This is a genomic window from Streptomyces humicola (assembly GCF_024436035.1).
GTDB classification, from domain to species: domain Bacteria; phylum Actinomycetota; class Actinomycetes; order Streptomycetales; family Streptomycetaceae; genus Streptantibioticus_B; species Streptantibioticus_B humicola.
The window spans coordinates 349,903-366,489 of the sequence record NZ_JANFNG010000001.1 but is presented as its reverse complement, the minus strand read 5'-3'; the positions used below and the strand labels follow the sequence as shown (position 1 = coordinate 366,489).

Below are 16,587 nucleotides of genomic sequence, written 5' to 3'. Positions count from 1 at the left end.
GGTCGGGGTTCTCCTCAGCTGTGTACGGATGCGGGCAGTACCGGCGCCCATGCAAACGGCGGGTCAGGTATCTCGCGTCGCAGCACGGGCGCGATGTCGGACTGGAAGAGCTCCAACGAGGCGCGGTGCTGGGCGTCGGTGAGTCCGCCGGCGTCTGCGTGCAGGTGGAGCACGGTGTGTCCGAACTGCTCGTGGTAGCGGTGCACTTTTTCGATGATCTGCTGGGGGCTGCCGATGAGCGCCGAGCTGCGCTCCACGAAGTCCTCCAGGGTGGGGAACACCTGCTGCAGACCAATCCGTCGCTGCAGCGCCAACTGTCGTAAACGGGCCGGTAGGCGGCGATCGCCTCCTGCGAGGTACGGGCGGCGTAGTAGCCCGCCGTTCCCGCGCCGACCACGGCCTGGGCGGGGTCGTGGCCGTAGTGCTCCCAGCGTTCCCGGTAGTGGCGGATGAGTTCGGCGTAGGGCTCTACGGGGTTGGTGACATTGGCGGAGAAGAGGGGGTCGCCGTAGCGGGCGGCAAGGTCGACGGACTCCCGGCTGGTGGCGCTGCCGTGCCAGACCCGGATGGGCTGCTGGAGCGGCCTCGGCCAGACTTCGGCCTCGGTCAGCGCGGGGCGGAAGCGCGGGGTGGCGCTCACCTTGCGCTCGCGCCAGATCCGCCGGAACAACTCGTAGCTCTCGGCGTTGCGATCCCATTGGTCCTCGGGGGTGACGTGGAACAGCTCGCGCTGGGCCGCGCCGTTGCCCTTGCCGATGATCAGCTCAAGCCGGCCGCCGGAGAGGTGGTCCAACGTCGCATAGTCCTCGTAGGCGCGTACCGGGTCGAGCAGGCTCAGCGTCGTCACCGCCGTGAACAGCCGGATCCGTGCGGTGAGGGCTGCGATGTGGCTGAGCACCACCGGCGGTGAGGAGGAGATGAACGGCCGCTCATGCCGTTCGCCGACGCCGAAGCCGTCGAAGCCGAGCTCCTCGGCGAACAGTGCGTTGTCGATGACCTCGCGGAAGCGCTCGCTGGTCGGTTTCTGCACGCCGGTCACCGGGTCAGGGGCGTGCACGATGAGAGTGATGGCCAGGAACTTCACGACGCCACCCGCTGGTCGGACGGGTCTGCCTCGGCGTCGGGGTGGCGCAGTCCGAGGTGGTCCCGCAGTGTGGTGCCCTCGTACTCCGTGCGGAACACGCCGCGCTCCTGGAGCAGCGGGACGACGGTGTCGGCGAACTTGTCGAGACCGCCTGGGGTGATGTGCGGCACGAGGATGAAGCCGTCGGCGGCGTCGGCCTGGACGAAGGTGTTGATCGTGTCGGCGACTGTGGCCGGGGAGCCGATGAACGACTGGCGTGCGGTGGTGGCGATGACCAGTTCGCGGATCGACAGCTTCTCCGCCGCCGCGCGTTCACGCCACTGGCGGGCGGTGGCCAGCGGGTCCCGGAACATCCGGACGCTGGCCCGGCCGCGGGCGATGGTGTTCTCGCCGGGCGCCGGGTCGATGTCCGGCAGCGGGCCGTCCGGGTCGTAGGCGGACAGGTCACGGTTCCAGACGTGTTCGAGATACTTGATCGCGGTGGCGCCGCTGACCTGCTGACGGCGTACCTCGTGGGAGATCTCCTGGGCCTCGGCGTCGGTCTCGCCGAGGACGAAGGTGGCCGCGGGCAGGATCTGCAGCTGGTCGTGGGTGCGGCCGTACCGTGCCAGGCGCTCTTTGACGTCGGCGTAGAAGTCGCGGCCGGCGTCCAGGGTGGCGTGCCGGCTGAAGATGGCGTCCGCGCTGGAGGCCGCGAATTCACGTCCCTCGTCGGAGTCGCCGGCCTGGAAGATCACCGGACGTCCCTGGGGGCTGCGCGGAACGTTGAACTGCCCGGTGATGTCGAACTGTTCGCCGGAGTGGACGAACGCGCCGACTCGCGCATCCCGCAGGAAGGTGCCGGTCGCCTGGTCGGCGATGATCTCGCCGCCGCGCCACGAGTCGAACAGCCCGGTTGCGGTGACGAGGAACTCTTTGGCCCGCGCATACCGCTGCTCCTGCGGAAGGAAGCCGCCGCGGCGGAAGTTCTCGCCGGTGAAGGCATCCCACGAGGTCACGACGTTCCAGGCGGCCCGCCCGCCCGAGAGGTGGTCGAGGCTGGCGAACTGGCGGGCCACCTCGTACGGCTCGTTGAAGGTGGAGTTGATGGTGCCGGTGAGACCGAGGCGTTCGGTGACGGCAGCGAGGGCGGACAGGACGGTGAAGATGTCGGGCCGCCCCACCACGTCGAGGTCGTAGATCTGTCCGCCCTGTTCGCGCAGCCGCAGCCCCTCGGCGAGGAACAGGAAGTCGAACTTGGCACGCTCGGCGGTCCGCGCGAAGTGCGCGAACGAGCTGAACTCGATGTGGCTGCCCGCGCGCGGCTCGCTCCACACGGTGGTGTTGTTGACGCCGGGGAAATGGGCCGCGAGATGGATCTGCTTCAGCGGCTTGCTCATGGTCCTACGGTCCCTTCCGGCTCAGACGGTCCTATGTTGGCGTTGGCGTAGCGGTTGGCGGGGCGGGTGAGCCCGAGCAGACCGCGCAGGGTGACCGCTTCGTACGCACGGCGGAAGGCACCACGGCGCTGGAGTTCCGGTACCAGGCCCCGGGTGATCGCCGGGAGGTCGGAGCCGATCACACCGGGCCGCAGCCGGAAGCCGGAAAGCCCGGCCTGCTGCAACTCCCGGAGAAAGTCGGAAAGTTGGATCGGGGTTCCGGTGAAGATCTTGGCGTCGCTGGTGTACTCGTACCCTGCCAAGACGTTGAGGCGGGCCAGGCGGGTCGCCGCCGCGGTCGGGTCGTCGTCGAGGAACACCACCAGGTCGCCGAAGACGTGCAACGGCTCCTCCGCCCGTCCCGCCGCTTCCTGTGCGGCGCGGATCTCGGCGACGACGGCCCGTGCCTGGTCGGCGTCGCGCGCCGTGACGTATCCGATGTCGGCCGAGTGTGCCACGAGTTGGAACGGCACGCTCCGGTGGGCCAGCGCGCTGACGACAGGCTGCCCCTGCGGTGGACGCGGAGTGATCGAGGGACCCTTGACGCTGAAGTGCTTGCCCTCGAAGTCGATGTAGTGCAGCTTGTCGCGGTCGATGAAGCGCCCGGTGGCGACATCGCGGATCTCCGCGTCGTCCTCCCAGCTGTCCCACAGACGCCGGGCCACCTCGATGTAATCGGCGGCCTCCTCGAAGAGCTCGGCGGTCACATCCCGTACGGCCGGGGCGTCCAGCTCCTGGATACCGAAGCGGGGGAACGTGCGGCGGCCGAAGTGCGCGGCCTCGTGCGCCTTTGCCGATATCTGCACGCGCACGCCCGCGCGCCCGGCGCTGACGTAGTCGAGGGTGGCGATGGCCTTGGAGATGTGGAACGGCTCGGTGTGGGTGGCGATGACGGTGGGGACGAGCCCGATGTGGTGGGTCAGCGGCGCGACGCGGGCGGCGATGAGCACCGCGTCCAGGCGCCCGCGTACTTGGTCGGTACGAGTGTCCGGCTCCGTCGGGTGTGAGGATTGCAGGCCCAGTGCGTCCTCGAACGTCACGAAGTCGAGTAGACCGCGTTCGGCCTCGGCGACGGCGCCGGCCCAGTAGTCGGCGGTGAACAGGTCGTGCGGACGGGCCTGCGGCTCGCGCCAGGAAGCAGGATGCCAGCCCGCTCCGTCGAGCGCGACAGCGAGGTGCAGCGGGGGAAGGGTTGCGGACATGAAGGGGCTGCCTTCCTGATCGGCCGTAGGTGATCGCCGGGCCCACGGCGGGGCCTCAGCGGGGGGAACAGGTCAGGAATAGGTCAGGAACAACAAAGCGCGCCGGCGACACGCAGCAAGTCGATGTGCGACCGGCAGTACAGGCGGACGCAACCGCGCGGGGCGAGCACCGTCGCACGCCGGCGGGAAACGGTGTCCATCGCGGTCACCTCCGCCCTTCCGTCCAGGGGCCGCGCCTGCGGTACGCCGTGATGCACAACGGCGCGGTCGCACCTCCTATTCCGCCCGTCCCGCCTGTTCGGCACGGATGCTGACCGCGCCGCTCCGTGGACCGGCCGGGCTACGGATCAGGTTGAAGGTCGTCCGGCGGCGCAGGGTGAAGCCGATCGACTCGTACAGCCGGATCGCGCCGGTGTTGGCGGCGGACGTGTGGAGGAACGGCGTGTCCCCGCGTTCCCTGATGCCCGCCGCGACCGCGCGGATCAGCCGGGTGGCCAGGCCCCGGCCACGGTTGGCCGGGTGGGTGCACACCGCGCTGATCTCCGTCCAGCCGGGTGGCCGCAGCCGTTCGCCCGCCATGGCGATCAGCCGTCCGCCGTGCCGAATGCCGAGGTAGGTGCCGAGTTCGACGGTACGCGGCAGGAAGGGCCCCGGCTTGGTCAGGGCGATCAGTTCGAGGATCTCGGGAACGTCGTCGGGACCGAGCACGACCGCCTCGGGGGCGGTTTCGGCGCGCAGCCCGTTGTCGACCAGTTGCACGCCCTGGATGCTCTGCACGAGCTCCCACCCGTCGGGCGGCGTCGGCACGCCCGGGACGGCAGCGTCGGCGCCGGGACCGACCAGGGTCGTCAGGTCGTCCCAGGCCCTGGAATCGGACGGGTCGGCGAGGGCAGTGAACGGCGAGACGTCGGTGGGGTAGCGGGCGGCGCGGCCGACACGCTCGGCGAACCGGGCGTGCGGGCCGGCCAGTGAGGCCCACGCGGGGTTGTCGAGGACGTGCGGCGGCTCAGGGCTCTGCGGCTCGGGCGCACCGAAACTGGTGGACGTGGACATCGTACTGTCGGGTCTCCGTACGGATCGGATCGTCAGGAGTTGCTGAGCGGCAGCCCTGGCGGGTTGAGCTGCGAGGTGCTGACGGCCTCGTTGGACAGGTTCCAGGCCGCCAGCCACTTGGCGTACTGGCCGTTCGTGATCAGGTAGTTGATCGCGTCGGCGATGGGCTTGGCCAGCCCGCTGCCCTTCTTCGACGTCGCGGCGATCAGGCCCTGCAGGGTCGCGCCCGCTCCGGAGTACTTGCCCGCGTTGCGGGTGGGGTTGGGGGTGTTCGCATCCTGCCTGATGTGGTAGGCGATGTCCGGGTTGGGGCCGAAGTAGGCGTCGATCTTCTTGCCGGCGAGCGCCAGGTAGGTGCTGTTGTTGTCGGGGAAGTACTTGACCGTCAGTGTCTTGCCCTGCGCCGCAAGCTTCGCCTTCCACTCCAGAAGGATCTTCTCCTGATTGGTGCCGGCGCCGACCGCGACCGTCTTTCCCGCGAGGTTCTCGTAGTTGCCGTCGAAGTTCCAGGTGCTGCTCGTCAGCACCTCGAAGGCGAGATTGTCCTGTCGGTAGGAGGCGAAGTCGTACTTCTTCTGGCGCTCTTCGGTGTCGGTGACGTTGGAGAAGGCAACGTCGGTCCGACCGCTGTCGATGCCGACGAAGAGGTTTTCCCACGTCGAGTTCTGTATGACCGGCTTGAGACCGAGGACCGCCGCCACCAGCCGGCCGAAATCGGGCTCGGAGCCGGTGAGGGTCTTCTGGTCGCTGCCGACGTACGCAAGGGGCGGGAAGCCGGCCGGCAGGGCGCCGACGCCGATGACGAGATCGCCGCTCCTGGCTGGCTGGCCGGCAACCCTCGCATCGCGGTGGGGTGCCCCAGGCCCGCGCCCTCGCGCTGCGGCCGGTGGTGTCCGCTCTCGCTGCGCGTCTCGATCACCCTCGACCTGCTCGGGCTGGGGAACTCGATCACCACCACAGCGATCGCGCTCCCGGCCGAAACCCCTGATGCCCTCACCCCGCTGCGCAGAGCCTACGAAGCCACCCGACACCACTACACCGGCCCGCTGACCATGCCGGCACTGTGTGACCGCTGGAGCGGACGCATCGTCAGCAACCACACCCCCGACATCCTCCACGACCTCGCCGACCACCTCGGCGACCCCTGTGCCCCCGGCCTCCCTCGCCTGCGTCCCCCGGCCCGCGCCGCGGACATCGACGCCATCCGCGAACTCCTCGACGAGGACGTCACCGAAGCGGCCCAGCGTGCAGGAGCGGCGCCGAAGGCCCGCCGCCGGGGAGAACCGCTGGAGACGCTGCTCGCGGCGCTGGACCTGCTCGACCGCCGGCTGGCATCAGGACCGTACGTGCTCGGCGACGACTTGACGGCCGCGGACGTCGACCTCTGGGTCACGCTCGTTCATCTGAACGCCGTCCACCGCCGTCACCTGGACGCCGACGCCGTGCACGCCATCTCCCAGTACGACCGTCTCTGGGCCCACGTACGCCGCCTCCACGGCCACCCGGCCTTCCACGACAACTTCCGGGAGGACCACGTGGCCCGGCTCCACCGCACCACCTGCCGCGGCCCGGAATCCTCCGGAGCTGCTGTGCCGCTCCCGGGAATCCTCCGACTCAGCGCGGCCTGACAGGCTGCCGCAGTGATCGGATCCGGTCGGCGGCGCGGTCGGCAGAGCGATGACGGTGGCGGCGTTCTCGACGAACGGTCGACGCACCGCCTCGTTGTGCGCGTCGGCGATCTGCCGCGCCTGCTGGTCTCCCTTCCCGTGAACCGGGCCGATGTCAGAGCCCTGCGCCGCCCGTTCACCGGCCCTCTCACCCTGCGAGGGCCGGTCCGGGTTTGTTGCTCCTCGGCTGGTTCCGTCAGCCGGTCGGTCCGCTCGCTCCGGAAGAGGCGGGAACCGTCGGCAAGGAGGTGAACAGGTCGGACCAGATGGCCCCGGCGATGAGCAGGCCGATCACTGCGAGTACCAGACCTCCCCAGGCGACAGCCTTGACCCACGGGGCGGCCGACGGACCCGAACCAAGCCGCTGCCGCACCAGCACCGTCCCGGCGACCAGGAGGGCGACCAGAGCGAACGTGCCATTGAGAACAGCGGTCGTGTGCCAAGGGTCGCCGTAGATGGCGGCGACCTGGCTGGAGGCGGTTCCGGACTGGGTCTTGATCTGGCCTATCAACTGCTGGCGGGCCGACAACACGGTGCCGAGCCACGTGCCGGTGAGCGAGGCAAGCCCAAGGCCCGCACCGACAACCGCGGCACCACCGTCGAAAATGCCGGAGGTGGTCCCTCCAGTGTCCCCCGACCCGCCCGCGGCGGATCCCTCACGTTCGTCCTCATCGAGGGGCTCGTCGAAGCCCACCTCGGCACTTGCGGGCGCCTCGGTAACGCTCTGCTCAGCAGCGCTCTCGGCCGCGACTCCCTGGGCAATCGTCTCCTGTGCAATGGCCTCCTGTGCCGGCTGCGCATCGACGTCGGTCGTCTCGCCAGTCGTCCTGCTCATCGGGTTCTCGGCCAGCTCGTCAGTCTTGATGGTGTCCATGGGGCGCGACCGTAGGGACCGCAGATGAGAATCGTCTGAGAACCGGCAACGCTTCCGCAAGGCCTGCGGCAGGTCCACGGCACCGGGCAGACCGGCCCTCCCGCTCCGGCCTGGGCAAACCGTCTTCCATGGACGGCTCGGGCACTGGCCGGGCAGTCTCGAGCGCACCCGGATATTCACAGCCACGGCAGTCACGGTTCAATGGGGTTCACAGGAGCACACGGCCGTTCATACACGGTGACGGCGAATGGGCGATGTGAAGTGGTGTCGATGTGCTCGGAGTGCCGGGTAAGCGCTGTGTTGGCGTCGAAAGGCCCGTACAGCCTGCGGGACTCCGGCCACGGGTGGACAAGCACCAGCAAGCCCCCTGGCGCGATCAGTGCGGCGATCCTCGCGCAGCCCAACGACAGTCGATCGTTTCTTCCCAGGTAGTAGAGCAGCTCGCAGCAGAAGACAAGATCAAACGTACCGTGCGGGCTGCGGTTGAGGATATCCAGAGCTTCGAATCTGACCTTCTGCCCAGCGGCTGCGGCACGGCTTCTTGCCCGCATGAGCGCCCGCTCGGAGATGTCGATGCCCACAACGTCCACATCCGGGTAGGTGTCGGCCACCCGGCACGTGAAGGCACCCTCGCTGCACCCGATATCCACAATCCGCTGATACGGCCGGGAGGGCACGCAGGCAAGGGTCTTCGCGTACTTGAATGCTTCGTAAGGCTTGGCTGCGTGGCCCCACGGATCGGGGAGTCTGTGCTTGTGTTCGAAGCAGGCGCGCAGCAGCCTTCCCTGCTTCTCCGGGCCGAGCAAGGAGGGTACGTCGAACAATCCGCGATGGATCCGGTCGCAGACGGTGCGGACTACTCCCATGAAAGGTCCCTTGCTGCGGTCTCGTAGAGCATTGGCGGTCGGAACCGATTCCATCCGCGTATTCGCAGGCCATACACCGGATGTCGGGTCGCAATGGATTGTCGCACCCGACATCCGGAACGTCCGTTACAGGTCTGGCCACGTCAGGCTGGAAGGCGTCCAACTGGGGGAATGGCGGCTTGGAAGGCGGCCATGCACGCTCAGCAGCAGCGATCGATGCTCGTGGCGGCCCGCACGGTCGCACTGCGCCACCGGGCCAGGCGCGTCCGCTTCCTCTCCGAGACGGCGGCAGAGCCCGACGCGTCATGCAGGTACCCGGCCTTGTCCGCGCTCGGTGTGGCTACACGGGGCGGACATTCTCCGCCTGTCGACGCTTCCGACCTTGCGTGATACCGAACGTCACCTTCTGGCCCCCGAGAAGGACAGCGACAACGTCTCGCCGCCACCGGCCTCGGGCCGTGTAGGGATCCCGAAGCGTCGAATCGGCCGCACCCGGCCGCTGACGGCGCACCGACCATCGCCGGACCCCTCTCCGCCAGGACTGTCCAACTGTCTACCAGGTCGCCGCCGAGGCTATTCGCCGGCGGCCTGGTGGATGCGGGTTCGCGCGAAATGCAGCAGGTCCGACGCGGTCAGCGACGTGAGCATCGTTGCCGTCATCCGCGTTGGCGCGGGAGCGAAGACGGTGCCCGCAGCGAACCCGTGGCGACCCACAGGCTGGTGCAGAACGGGCAGGTCAGCAACTCACCGATAGCCTTGCGGGTTCCCCGGCCCCGCACCTGCTCGGCCAGCTCAGCCGGACCGGTCGTCCCCTCGAAGCGGGTGAACGGAGCCCGCAGCGGACTCGTCACCGGGTCCTTGGCTATGAGACGGGACAGCCTGTGGTTGGCACCCGCCCACAACACAACGTCCCATGCCGTCGGCTCCGGAATCTTGCGTCCGGTCAGACGCGCTGCCGCTGCGACGCCCGCCACGACCACGGCGTACGTGCCCATGAGGGCGGCGAAGCTGCCCAGCGGGCGTTCCTCTTCACCGGCGTAGGCCGCGCGCACCTGCCGCGGGGCGTTGTCGTCCTTCCGTGGAGCCGGCATCATGTGATCTCCTCTCAGGAGTAGCAGTCATCGAAGCAGTAGCGGCGATGTTGAGGTCCGAGACCAGTCCTGCGCAGACCCGGTGATCTCCTCTCGGCGCGTAGCACCGCCGAGGGGAGAGTGACGCAGATCGGGCGCCCTGGCCGCAGAATGCTGCAGAACGCTTCCCGAAGCTGTACATCGTTCGATTGATGGACCCCGCGGCGAGAGAGACCGGAGCGGCCGGCCGCATGCAGGGGTGGCGTGGCGAGCGCGGGGCCAAACGTCACCTCCGGCAGCGGTATGCGGCCGAGCATCGTCCCCGGCATGTCCAGGCGAGCGGCGGCGAGGCGGCAATGCGATGCTGCCGCCGACGCTCTTGCGGCGGCCCGCCTTCGACGTGCGAACGCGTCTGCCGGAACGATGAACCTGTGCACCCTGGGCAGCTGGGTCGGCCGTCCAGGTCAGTACGTGCATGCTCTTTGCAGAGTCCGCGAACACCTTAGGGGCGCCGGCGCATATGAGTACGCCGGGGCGAACCATACAACTTCAAAAAAAATGTCCCTATATATCGGTTTTGCACAAATCGCCCCGTAAAGGCTTCAGTGCGATCTTCACCACATTTTGCGCTCTGCCCTATGCCGTGGCGTGTGGATGCCTTTTTGCTGGACGTGCACGTTTTACGGACTTACTGATTCAGGAAGCGCAGCATGACGAGCGACGAATCCACCGGGCATCTGTATGCGATGGAGATCGACCTCACCCGCGAAGAGGCGCGGCGACGGGCCGAGGTCGTCGCCGCGCTGGGGGAGCACTGGGACCCTCATGCGGTGTTCGAGGGCGAGCAGGAGGCTTACCGCCTCCTGTACTCGGGTCTCGACGAAGAGCAGATGGCCACCTATCGCAAGCTGGTGGCCGCCGGCGTGCTGCCGCCTGGTGAGGGGGGCGACCGTGCTGCCGATTGATCCCAGCGCGGATATCGGACGGAGGGCCTGGGTGGCGTGCCCGGCCTGTGAGGATCACCGGGGCTGCGGAACGTGCGAGGCCGGTCGGAATTGCGCGGACCACTGGCGTTACCTGTTGTCGAACACGGGGCGCCTTCTGCACCTGCAGTGCCCCAACTGTGCTCACCTGTGGTCTTGGGATTCGGGTTTCGGGGCCCAGGCGGGCCCTTCCCACCACGGTCCCCCACTCCCCTGAGCTGCCTGGGCGCGCCGCGCTCGACGGGTCGCCGAGTCTGCGCGGCAGACGATACCGCGGCGGCCTGGGCGACCCGCCGTCTCAACGGGTCAGCAAATGCGTGGCAATTGTTCGCCGATGGGCAGGTCCACGACACGGGTGCCACCGAGTCCCGTATGGGCCACGACCATTCCGGGGTGGTGCTCGACGCATTCGCCGATGATGGCGGCCTGGCCGCCGAGCGGGTGGGCGTGCATCGCCTCGAGAACCGCATCGGCATCTTGGCGGGGGACGAAGGCAACGAGTTTGCCCTCGTTCGCGACATACATCGGATCGAGGCCGAGGAAGGCGCAGGCGCTGCTGACCTCCGGGGGTACGGGGACGTTGCGTTCCCGGATCTCGATGCCGGTACCGGAGGCCGTGGCGATTTCGTTCAGCGCGGCCGCGAGGCCGCCACGGGTGGGGTCGCGCAGCGCATGCAGGTCGGGCGTGACGGCGAGCATGGTCCCGACGAGACCGCCGAGAGCCGCGCAGTCGCTCTGGATCTCCACGCCGAACTCCAGCCCTTCCCGGACGCTCATGATCGCAACCCCGTGGAGTCCGATGGCGCCGCTGACGATCACCAGGTCGCCGGGCGCAACGCGCTGCGGGCGGATGTCGACCCCGTCCGGGATCAGCCCGATGCCTGCGGTGTTGATGTAGATGCCGTCTCCGTGGCCGGCTTCGACGACCTTGGTGTCGCCGGTGGCCACCTCGACCCCGGCGGCGCGGGCGGCGCTCCCGAGTGCCTGTGACACGCGTCCGACGAGCGAGAGCTCGACGCCTTCCTCGAGGATGAATCCGCAGGAGAGATAGGCCGCCCGGGCCCCGCTCATGGCGAGGTCGTTGACGGTGCCGTTGACCGCGAGGTCGCCGATGCTGCCGCCGGGGAAGAACAGCGGACGCACGACGAAGGAATCGGTGGAGAAGGCCAGCCGCACTCCACCGATGCGGATGGCGGCCGAGTCGCTCAGGGCGGCGAGGGCGGGGCCGCCGAAGGCGGGGGCGAACACGTCCTGTACCAGCTCGGCCGACATCACGCCTCCGCCCCCGTGGCCCATCACCACGGTGGGCTGGTCGCGCAGCGGCGCCGGGCAGGTCCAGGAGGAGAGGTCGGGGCGGGACGGGCCCGACGGGATGTCGATGGTGTCGGGGGTGTCAGGCAACGGGGGTCGTCTCTCTGGGTGCGGTGGTGGAGGACGTGGGGGTGCCGAGCCGGCGGTAGAGGTAGTAGGCGGCGCAGGCGCCTTCGCTGGAGACCATGGTGGCTCCCAGGGGGTTGCGCGGGGTGCAGGTGGTACCGAACGCTTCGCACTGGTGTGGTTTGAGCAGGCCCTGCAGCACCTCGCCGCTGCGGCACGCGGCCGGCTCCTGGGTGGTGATCGCGCCGACGGCGAAGCGGTGCTCGGCGTCGTAGTCGCGGTAGCGGTCGGAGAGTTTCCATCCGCTGTGCGGGATGACGCCGATGCCGCGCCAGGCGCGGTCGGTGACCTCGAAGACGTCTTGCAGCATCGTTTGGGCCGCCGGGTTGCCCTCCGGCCGGACGGCCCGCGGGTAAGCGTTCTCCACGGTGTGCTCGCCGCGTTCGAGCTGGCGGACGGCCCGGCGTACGCCCTCCAGGATGTCGAGCGGTTCGAAGCCGGTGACGACGATGGGGACCTTGAAACGGTCCGCCAGCGGCGGGTATTCGCTGATGCCCATGACGCTGCAGACGTGTCCGGCGGCGAGGAACGCCTGGACACGGCAGTCCGGCGAAGTCATGATCGCTTCGATGGCGGGCGGTACCAGGACGTGGGAGACCAGCATGCTGAAGTTGCGGATTTTGAGCTTGCGTGCCTGGTAGACCGTCATGGCGTTCGGCGGCGCGGTGGTCTCGAAGCCGATGCCGAAGAACACCACGTCGCGGTCCGGGTTCTGCTGTGCGATCCGTAGCGCGTCGAGCGGTGAGTAGACCACCCGTACATCCGCGCCTTCGCTCTTGACCTGGAACAGGTCGCGACCGCTGCCGGGTACGCGCAGCATGTCGCCGAACGAGCAGAAGATCACTCCGGGTCTGGAGGCGATCTCCAGCGCCTTGTCGATGACCTCCAGCGGGGTCACGCAGACCGGGCAGCCCGGGCCGTGGATCAACTCCACTTGTTCCGGAAGGAGTTGGTCGATACCATGCCGGATGATGCTGTGCGTCTGTCCGCCGCAGACCTCCATCAGGGCCCATGGCCGGGTCGCCGTGGTGTGGATGTCGTCAAGCAGGCGCCGCGCCAGCTCCGGGTTCTGGAACTCCTCGATGTACTTCATTTGTGTGCCTCCTGGGGTGCTCCGGCAGCCTGCTGCCACGGATCGCCGAACTCTTCCTCCAACAGCCCGAGGTTCTCGAACAGGGCGAGGGTCCGCTTGGCCGATTCCTCGTCCAGGCGCTGGAGCGCGAACCCCACGTGGACGATGGCATAGTCCCCCACCGCCAGGTCCGGCAGGTATTCCAGGCAGACGTCCTTGACGACACCGCCGAAGTCGACGGTGGCCATCCGGGTCCCGTCGCGTTCCTCGATCTCCATTACCCTGCCGGGTACGGCCAGGCACATGGCGTTCTCCTCGCTGTTGCTAGGGGTTTGTCCGACCGGCAGACTGCGTCGTGCGTGCGGCCACCATCAGCTGGCCGAGGGCCAGGCCTCCGTCGTTCGGGGGTACGCGGTGGTGGCGCAGGACCGTGAAACCATCCCGGCCCAATTCCCGTACGCACGCCTCCGACAGCACGGCGTTGCAGAACACCCCGCCGCTCAGCGCGACCGTCTTCAGTCCATAGCGGTCGCGAGCGGCGGCGCACAGCCTCCGGACGAGGTCTGCCACGGCGTGGTGGAAGCGTGCGGCGATAAGCTGTGGGCCGGCTCCCGACCGCAGGTCCGCGACGGTCGCGGCCAGTACGGGCGCGGGCTCGGCCACCAGCTCGGCCGCGTGCGGGCCGGGGCGGCCGTTGCCGATGGCGAAGGTGTAGCCGGGCCCGTCGGGCGTGTCCGTGCCCATCGCAGCGGCCTCGAGCTCGATCGCCGCCTGAGCTTCGTAGCCGGCGTGGTGGCACACTCCGGCGAGGGAGGAGACGGCGTCGAACAGCCGCCCCATGCTGGAGGTGGGGACGCAGCCCAGGTTCCGCTCGAGCTGACGGGCCAGCAGGTTCCGTTCGGTCGGCGGGCAGGCGGCCGTGCACGGCAGATCGTCGCCCCACGGGATGTCCGCGCTGCGCAAGTGTGCCAGGGCCATCCGGTACGGCCGGTGGACGGCCGCGTCGCCGCCGGGCAGCGGGACGTAGGCGAGCTGGGCGAAGCGGTGGAATCCGGCGTAGTCGGCGAGCAGGACCTCGCCGCCCCACACCGCGCCGTCGTCGCCGTAGCCGGTGCCGTCGAAGGCGACCCCGATGACAGGGTGGCTGCCGTCCAGACCGTGCTCGGCCATGGCCGAGGCGATGTGGGCGTGGTGGTGCTGGACATGGTGGAGCGGTCTGCCGTCGGCGTTGCGGCGCGCCCATCGCACTGACCGGTAGCCGGGGTGGCGGTCGGCGACGAGCAGTCCGGGTCTCACGCCGGCGATGGCCTCCAGCTGCTGCTCGGCTCGGCCGAAGGCGTTGACGGTGGCCAGGTCGTCCATGTCACCGATGTGCGCGGACAGCCATGCATGGCGCCCCTCGGCCATGCAGAAGGTGTTCTTCAGGTCTCCGCCGACGGCCAGGGCGGGCCTCACCGGCACTGGGAGCGTCAGCGGCAGCGGGGCGTAGCCGCGGGAGCGGCGCACGGGGAGTTCCTGGCCGTCGCAGATCCGGATGACCGAGTCGTCGCACGGCACATGGATCGGCCGGTCGTGGGTGAGCCAGCCGTCGACGAGCGGGGCGAGGCGCTCGAGCGCTTCGTCGTCGTCGGTGACGATCGGCTCTCCGGCCAGGTTGCCGCTGGTCATGACGAGCAGCCGGGGGCCGAGGGGGTACCTCCCACGCCCTTCGGGCTGCGGGGGAGCGTCGCCCGGCAGGCCGAGCAGCAGATGGTGCAGTGGGGTGTAGGGGAGCATGACGCCCAGGTCCGGGCTGCCCGGGGCGACGGTCTCGGCGAGCGGCGGCGCGTCGGCGGGAAGTTCGGCTCCGCGGCGCCGTCGCAGCAGGACGACCGGCCGGACGCTGCCGGTGAGCGACTGCAGCTCTGCGGGGCACAGGTGTGCCAGCCGTTCGATGTCTGCGGTGTCACGCGCCATGACGGCGAACGGTTTGTCACCGCGCCCCTTGCGGCGACGCAATCTGGCGACCGCCTCCGTGTCGGTGGCGTCGCATGCGAGGTGGTAGCCGCCCAGTCCCTTGACCGCGAGGATCGCACCGTCGGCAAGCAGGCGGCGGGCGCGGGCCACGGCCTGCGCGTCGGAGCAGTCAGGGCTTCCGGGGACGAGCAGGCGCACGCGCGGACCGCAGTCATGGCAGGCGACCGGCTGGGCGTGGAACCGCCGGTCGGCGGGGTCGTGATACTCGCGTGCGCAGGAAGGGCACATGGGGAACCGGGCCATGGTGGTGTTGGCGCGGTCGTAGGGCAGGCCGGTGACGATGGTGAAACGCGGGCCGCAATGCGTGCAGGTGATGAACGGGTGGCGGTGGCGGCGGTCCGCGGGGTCGGCGAGCTCGGCGAGGCAGGCGTCGCAGGTGGCGACATCGGGCGGGACCAGGGTGCGCGGCCGTCCGTCGGAGCGGGAGGGGAGGATCGCGAAGCCGGCGACGCCCGTGGTGGGGATGTCCGCGTGGACGACGGATTCCACGACGGCCAGCGGCGGCGCGTCCGTACGGATCCGTTCACAGAACGCGGTGACGGCCCCCAGGAGCCCTTCCACCTCGGCGACGACTCCGTGTGGGGTGTTCGTCACGTGCCCGCAGAGGCCGAGGCCGGTGGCGAGGGTGAAGACGAAGGGCCGGAACCCTACGCCTTGGACCACGCCCTGGACGGTGACCCGTCGACGCAGCGTCGCCGGGGCGTCGGATGCGGACGCGTGCGGTGGTGTCGGGCGTCCCTGCTGGACGGTCACGAGCGGCTCTGCGATGCAGCCATGACGGGCTGGTGTGCCGGGTTGCCGTCGCGTACGGCGAGCGCCCGGTCGGTCAGAGAGCCGACGCCCTGTTCGGTGCGGGCGGAGGTCAGCAGTACCTCGACACCGGGGTTGACTTGCTCGACGTTGGCGCGGAACGCGGCCTCGTCGAATCCGACGGCCTGCGCGATGTCGGTCTTCGTCACCACGACCAGGTGCGCGAGTCCGAACGCGGTGGGGTACTTCAGCGGTTTGTCCTCGCCTTCGGTGACGGAGGCCAGGACCACCCGCAGGGACTCCCCCAGGTCGTATGAGGCCGGGCAGACCAGATTCCCGACGTTCTCGACGAACAGCAGACGGGTGTCGCTGGGCAGCCAGCCGTCCAGATGTCCGCGGAGCATCCTGGCCTCCAGATGGCACAGGCCGTCGGTGAGTACCTGTTTGACCGGCGCGCCCGAGCGAGCCAGGCGTACAGCGTCGTTCTCCGTTGCCAGGTCCGCGGTCAGCGCGGCCACGGATACGCGGCGCAGACGGGCGGCGGTGAGTTCGAGCTGCAGCAGGGCGGTCTTCCCGCTGCCGGGGCTGGACAGTAGGTTGACGACGGCCGCCCCCCGGGCGGTGAGCTCGGCGCGCAGCTCCGCGGCGCACTCGTCGTTCCTGCTGAGTACGGCTTTCCGCAGGTCGTCGGCTCGGCACATGCGATCAGCCTTCCTCGGGGACGGGTACGGGCACTGCGTGCTTGACGTCCTCGTGCCAGCGCACCCCGGCAATGTGCAGCTCACGTCCGCACAGCAATCCGGCCGCCGGAGCGTCGCACCGCGGACAGCACAGCTGCGGCGGCATGCCCGTCGCCCATTCGGCACCACAGGCATCGCAGCGTGCGCGGGCGGATACAGGCTCGGCCACCAGCTCGGCCCCCTCCAGGAGGGTCCCTGCGCAGGCGAGTTCGAAGCAGAAGTGCAGCGCGTCCGGCACCACACCGGCAAGTTCGCCGACCTGGAGCCGCACCTGACGGACCCCGGCCGCACCGGCTGCGCGTGCCGCTTCCTCCACCTGTTCCACGACGGCCAGGGCTACTGACATCTCGTGCAT

The 16,587-nt window shown here is 69.3% G+C and carries 15 protein-coding genes and 2 pseudogenes; 3 read left to right on the top strand and 14 right to left on the bottom strand.

Features of this window, described 5'->3' with window-relative positions:
- Nucleotides 1–14 precede the first annotated feature (14 nt).
- The 5 genes and pseudogenes from NGB36_RS01735 to NGB36_RS01715 all read right to left on the bottom strand — a co-directional run.
- Nucleotides 15–1,084, bottom strand: a pseudogene (locus NGB36_RS01735) (LLM class flavin-dependent oxidoreductase).
- A complete protein-coding gene (locus tag NGB36_RS01730) occupies nt 1,081–2,463 on the bottom strand; it encodes an NtaA/DmoA family FMN-dependent monooxygenase (RefSeq protein ID WP_255918202.1) in 1,383 nt (460 codons plus the stop codon). The pseudogene NGB36_RS01735 and the gene NGB36_RS01730 overlap by 4 nt, the downstream one beginning before the upstream one ends.
- Nucleotides 2,460–3,704: an LLM class flavin-dependent oxidoreductase gene (locus NGB36_RS01725; protein ID WP_255918201.1), complete on the bottom strand. Its 1,245-nt coding sequence runs from the start codon at nt 3,702–3,704 to the stop codon at nt 2,460–2,462. The genes NGB36_RS01730 and NGB36_RS01725 overlap by 4 nt, the downstream gene beginning before the upstream one ends.
- A gap of 276 nt (nt 3,705–3,980) precedes the next feature.
- Nucleotides 3,981–4,757 (bottom strand): GNAT family N-acetyltransferase, encoded by a 777-nt coding sequence (locus tag NGB36_RS01720; protein ID WP_255918200.1) that lies wholly within the window; start codon nt 4,755–4,757, stop codon nt 3,981–3,983.
- 32 nt (nt 4,758–4,789) lie between these two features.
- Nucleotides 4,790–5,575, bottom strand: a pseudogene (locus tag NGB36_RS01715) (ABC transporter substrate-binding protein); the annotation flags it as partial.
- Nucleotides 5,576–5,605: 30 nt separating this feature from the next.
- On the opposite strand from NGB36_RS01715, the gene NGB36_RS01710 reads away from it, so the two are divergent.
- On the top strand, nt 5,606–6,385 hold the full coding sequence (locus NGB36_RS01710; RefSeq protein ID WP_255918199.1) for a glutathione S-transferase C-terminal domain-containing protein: 780 nt from the start codon (nt 5,606–5,608) through the stop codon (nt 6,383–6,385).
- A 235-nt stretch (nt 6,386–6,620) separates the two neighbouring features.
- Here the strand turns inward: NGB36_RS01710 and NGB36_RS01705 are convergent, their stop codons facing one another.
- The 3 genes from NGB36_RS01705 to NGB36_RS01695 form a co-directional block, all read right to left on the bottom strand.
- Nucleotides 6,621–7,298: a hypothetical protein gene (locus tag NGB36_RS01705; RefSeq protein ID WP_255918198.1), complete on the bottom strand. Its 678-nt coding sequence runs from the start codon at nt 7,296–7,298 to the stop codon at nt 6,621–6,623.
- 191 nt (nt 7,299–7,489) lie between these two features.
- A complete protein-coding gene (locus NGB36_RS01700; RefSeq protein WP_255918196.1) occupies nt 7,490–8,218 on the bottom strand; it encodes a class I SAM-dependent methyltransferase in 729 nt (242 codons plus the stop codon).
- A 602-nt stretch (nt 8,219–8,820) separates the two neighbouring features.
- A complete protein-coding gene (locus tag NGB36_RS01695; protein ID WP_255918195.1) occupies nt 8,821–9,258 on the bottom strand; it encodes a DUF1360 domain-containing protein in 438 nt (145 codons plus the stop codon).
- A 686-nt stretch (nt 9,259–9,944) separates the two neighbouring features.
- On the opposite strand from NGB36_RS01695, the gene NGB36_RS01690 reads away from it, so the two are divergent.
- Entirely contained in the window at nt 9,945–10,199 is a 255-nt protein-coding gene (locus NGB36_RS01690) for a DUF6400 family protein (protein ID WP_255918194.1), read from the top strand.
- Nucleotides 10,186–10,434, top strand: a complete 249-nt coding sequence (locus tag NGB36_RS01685; protein WP_255918193.1) for a hypothetical protein — start codon at nt 10,186–10,188, stop codon at nt 10,432–10,434. The genes NGB36_RS01690 and NGB36_RS01685 overlap by 14 nt, the downstream gene beginning before the upstream one ends.
- An 89-nt stretch (nt 10,435–10,523) precedes the next feature.
- Here NGB36_RS01685 and hypE read toward each other — a convergent pair whose 3' ends face one another.
- Genes hypE through NGB36_RS01655 form a run of 6 tightly spaced genes read right to left on the bottom strand, consistent with a single transcriptional unit; the run spans nt 10,524 to nt 16,587 of the window.
- Entirely contained in the window at nt 10,524–11,618 is a 1,095-nt protein-coding gene (gene hypE / locus NGB36_RS01680; protein WP_269469687.1) for a hydrogenase expression/formation protein HypE, read from the bottom strand.
- Nucleotides 11,611–12,747 (bottom strand): hydrogenase formation protein HypD, encoded by a 1,137-nt coding sequence (hypD, locus tag NGB36_RS01675; RefSeq protein WP_255918192.1) that lies wholly within the window; start codon nt 12,745–12,747, stop codon nt 11,611–11,613. The genes hypE and hypD overlap by 8 nt, the downstream gene beginning before the upstream one ends.
- Nucleotides 12,744–13,031 (bottom strand): HypC/HybG/HupF family hydrogenase formation chaperone, encoded by a 288-nt coding sequence (locus NGB36_RS01670; RefSeq protein ID WP_255918191.1) that lies wholly within the window; start codon nt 13,029–13,031, stop codon nt 12,744–12,746. The genes hypD and NGB36_RS01670 overlap by 4 nt, the downstream gene beginning before the upstream one ends.
- A 19-nt stretch (nt 13,032–13,050) precedes the next feature.
- Nucleotides 13,051–15,495: a carbamoyltransferase HypF gene (gene hypF / locus NGB36_RS01665; protein WP_372509350.1), complete on the bottom strand. Its 2,445-nt coding sequence runs from the start codon at nt 15,493–15,495 to the stop codon at nt 13,051–13,053.
- Nucleotides 15,492–16,193: a hydrogenase nickel incorporation protein HypB gene (gene hypB, locus NGB36_RS01660; RefSeq protein ID WP_255918190.1), complete on the bottom strand. Its 702-nt coding sequence runs from the start codon at nt 16,191–16,193 to the stop codon at nt 15,492–15,494. Before hypB ends, hypF begins: the two co-directional genes overlap by 4 nt.
- A 4-nt stretch (nt 16,194–16,197) precedes the next feature.
- Entirely contained in the window at nt 16,198–16,587 is a 390-nt protein-coding gene (locus NGB36_RS01655; RefSeq protein ID WP_255918514.1) for a hydrogenase maturation nickel metallochaperone HypA/HybF, read from the bottom strand.